The sequence below is a fragment of the Kitasatospora sp. NPDC093102 genome (assembly GCF_040683915.1).
In the GTDB taxonomy this organism is placed as follows: domain Bacteria; phylum Actinomycetota; class Actinomycetes; order Streptomycetales; family Streptomycetaceae; genus Kitasatospora.
Genome location: NZ_JBFBFA010000126.1, coordinates 1 through 3,175, shown reverse-complemented (window position 1 = coordinate 3,175; position 3,175 = coordinate 1). Strand labels below are relative to the sequence as shown.

At 71.1% G+C, this 3,175-nt stretch carries 1 protein-coding gene and 1 pseudogene; both read left to right on the top strand.

Translation table 11 applies throughout. The annotated features are described in order from the left end of the window. Nucleotides 1-136 (top strand): annotated as a pseudogene (locus AB0O11_RS39230) (ISL3 family transposase); the annotation flags it as partial. Nucleotides 137-590: 454 nt separating this feature from the next. Continuing rightward, nucleotides 591-3,140, top strand: coding sequence for a hypothetical protein (locus AB0O11_RS39225; RefSeq protein WP_363397385.1), 2,550 nt, complete (start codon nucleotides 591-593; stop codon nucleotides 3,138-3,140). The last annotated feature ends 35 nt before the right edge of the window (nucleotides 3,141-3,175 follow it).

Sequence of the window (3,175 nt, the reverse complement as noted above, 5' to 3'; positions counted from 1 at the left end):
CGAGAGCATGAATACCAAGATCCGGCTGATCACCCGCATGGCCTTCGGCTTCAAGGACGCCGCCGCCCTGATCGCCCTCGCCATGCTCAGCCTCGGCGGCCACCGACCCCACCTACCAGGCCGTCAAGCTGCATGAACCCACCCACGGAAGCAACAGGAGAGCCCAAAAACCCTGCCCACCCGTTCTCACCACACCCACAAAACCCCAGCCCACACACCTCCATGCATCTGAACTAGACCCCCCTCAAACCTCAAAGGGCGTCGAGGCGATCAAGAAGCTGGGTGCCACCCGCAACGCCCTCCAGCACTACGGGCTCACCGCGTCCGCTGGCGCCGTGGAGGCCCGCACCGCCGAGGTGCTGAACTTCCTGCTGCCGTTCATCGACGCCCACCTGCTGCCAGGACTCGACAAGCAGCAGACCGCCGACGTCAACCAGACCGGCGTGGCAGGGGGTGGCACGTCTGCCCCTCGTTGGTTGAACGTTCCTGTCGGTGTGTCGCGTTGTGTCTTCCTGGTTGTGTTCCCACCGGTCCACTTCAATCCGGTCCGGTCGTGGGTGTGGCCCTCTTTGGGTTTGGAAGGATTTGTGGTGTCGAGGTTCTCTGTGGGTGACGTGTTGTCCGGCATGGTCAACCTGGGCAACTCGGGGAAACAGACGCCGTCGTGGTGGGCGTGGCTGATGGGAGCGATCTCCGGGTCGTCGTATCCGAAAGCGGACCCGGCGGGCCTGCTGGCGGGCGCGGGAGCGCTGCGGCGAGCCGCCGGAATCGTCAACGACCGGGTACTGGCGGTGGAGCGGGCCATGGTGGGCGCCGGGGTGGTGATGCCGGGGGCGGGGGCGATGATGGCCTCCACCCTGGTCGGTGTCGGGGACAGTGCCCGCGAGGGTGCGCGAACCCTGGACGAGGGCGCCACCGCGCTGGAGGAGCAGGCCCGGGAGGTGGACCGGGCGCAGTTGATGATGGGCTTCACCGCGGCGATCACCCTGTGGACCGTCGCCCAACTCGTGTGGGCGATCACGGCGACAGGCGGGGCGTCGGCGGCCCTGGTGCCCGCCGTGATGGCCGGCGGACGCCGATCGGTGAATGAGATCGTGGCGGAGTTGTTGGCGGCGATGCGTTCGGGTGCGTTGTTCGGCCTCGGCCAGGACGCCTTCGTCCAGGGCATCGAGGCGGCGAAGTACCGGCAGGGACTCGACGTCACCTCCCTGCTCATCTCCGCCGTCGGCGGGCTCGCCGGCGGGATCGGGGATGTGGCCGGACGCGGACTCGGAGACCACCTCATCGGCCCCGACCTGCTACGGAAGACCGCCGGCGGGGCGCTGGGCGGCGCGATCGGCGGCGAAGCCGGCATGGTGATCTCCACCGCCTGGCAGGGCGGCGAATGGGACCCCACCGCGTTCGGGTTGGCGGCCGCCGCGGGCGCCGGCACCGGCGCGATCGGCGGCGCCACCCACCACTACCAACAGACCCGACACCAGAGCGCGTCGCCGCTGCAGGCCAACCCGGAAACCCCCGCGCCCCACACCGAGAAAACCCCGGCCCAGGAACCACACCCCGACCGGCCCGAGAAAACCCCGACCCCGACCCCGACCCCGACCCAGGACCAAGGCCAAGGTCCCGGGCAGGGGCAGCGGCAGCGGCCGGAGCCGGAGCGGGCCCGTGGCCACCAGGCGGATGAGCCTGTACCGGCTGCAGAGTCCGTGCCCGTTCCGGACCCCGCACCGCAGCGGGTGACACGGCCGAAGGTCACACACAGACCGGAGTCAGCCTCCCCGATCCCGGACCCGGTGGACGCACACGAGCCGGACAAGGCAACGCACGAGGCCCTGACGGCACAGCCCGCCGGCACCGGCGGGGCCCACGACCGGGCCGACCGGCAGGAACCCCAGGTGCCCACGGCCGGGTCGGGGCACCCGGGTACCGCGGCCGGTGCCGGTGCCGTGGCGGGGCACGCCCATCCCGGCCAGCTGCCCCCGCACGGCGCGCCGGCCCCCACGGCATCGGCATCGGCATCGGCCGAACACCACACCACCACCAGGCTGGAGCCCACCGCGCACCACCCCACCACACCCACACCGGCCCACCAGCCCGAACCCACCGCACACACCCCCACCCGTCCCGGCACCGACACCACCACACCCCAGCACCCCACAGACCGACCCACCCCACAACCAGGCACCCCACGGCACACCACACCGGACCAGCAGGCCACGACCACGAACAGGAACCCCGCCGCCGGCACTGCCGGTGGCGAGGCGTCGCCTTCCTCCACGCCCTCCACACACAGCCCTTCGTACGGGCGCGACGACTGGCGCAGCCGCGAGCCGAACTGGCCCGCGGCCGTCGCCAGGGCGCAGGAGCACCCGCTGGTGCGTGAGGTCCAGGCCCTCGACCCCACAGTTCTGCGGGCCTGGTGGCAGGCGCTGCCCGAAACCCACCGGCAACGCCTGCGTGTGGAAGTGAACACCGTCCTGGCCCCCGCCGACCGCCCCACATCCGCCGCCAACACCCCCGAAGACGCCGAACTCGTCAAACTCCGCGCCGCGTTCGCCGGCGAACTCACCCTCCACCGCCTCACCAACCAACACACCACCACCGGCGAACTCCTCACCCACACACGCTCACACCTGGCAGACCACCCACCCACCACCGAAACCGACGGCACCGGCGCCACCACCGCCAAAGACGTGTTCCTCCACGCCGCCGGCCGCCAGGCCACCGCCGCCGACCGACGCGCCGGCCACCTCCCCGCCGGCACCCCCACCAGAGGCGAACGGAACACCACACACACCCCCGCCCACGGTGGCGGCGAGGGACCCGCCCCCCGGCGACCCGCCGCGACGCCACAGACCGTCACCACCGCCACCGCCGAAGCACCCCCCGCGAGCCGTCAGCACAGCATTTCCCGGATCGAAACCCTCCACCCTGGAACCAGCCAGATCGCAACCGCGGAGGGCCGCCTGGGTATCGGACTCCCAGACGCCGAAGCAACCCGATTCCCCAAGCAGGTACCCGTAGACGGTCCACGGGCTACGGGCGATGCCTGGCAGCGGGCGGTGACGATGGCCCAGGCCGATGCGCTAGGTTCTGTCCGGTCGATCATGAGCGGAGCCAGATGGCCAGGGCGGCGACCGTGACCGTGCCGAGGAAGACATAGACACGTTTGTCATAT